Source organism: Rhodoferax sp. U2-2l (assembly GCF_020594515.1).
Taxonomy (GTDB): Bacteria; Pseudomonadota; Gammaproteobacteria; order Burkholderiales; family Burkholderiaceae_C; genus Rhodoferax.
In genome coordinates, this window is the sequence record NZ_JAJCTH010000050.1 from 1 (window position 1) to 251 (window position 251).

Annotated in this window: 1 protein-coding gene; it reads right to left on the reverse strand. The window is 52.2% G+C overall.

The features are described 5' to 3' along the window. Positions 1-63: 63 nt before the first annotated feature. On the reverse strand, positions 64-251 hold a 188-nt coding region (locus LHU53_RS19630), incomplete at its 5' end, for a hypothetical protein (RefSeq protein WP_227334473.1).

The window sequence follows — 251 nt, forward strand, 5'->3', positions numbered from 1 at the left end:
ACCGCCAGCGGGTCTTGCACAACCTCGCCCAGCGTGCCAAGACCATGGGGATGCAACTCGTGGCTACTGAAAATCCCGTTTGAAAACACCATGCAAATCAATCAGTTGTGTGGTGTTTCTTGAGAGATCAAATCGCAGGCGGAGTTCATCGACCTGCGAGAAGAGGTACTCGACCTGATTTATCGCAAAGAGCATGTGTATGGTTAGCGAAGTAATCGGCCCGCCTGCGCCGCAAATCGTTCCGAAGAAAC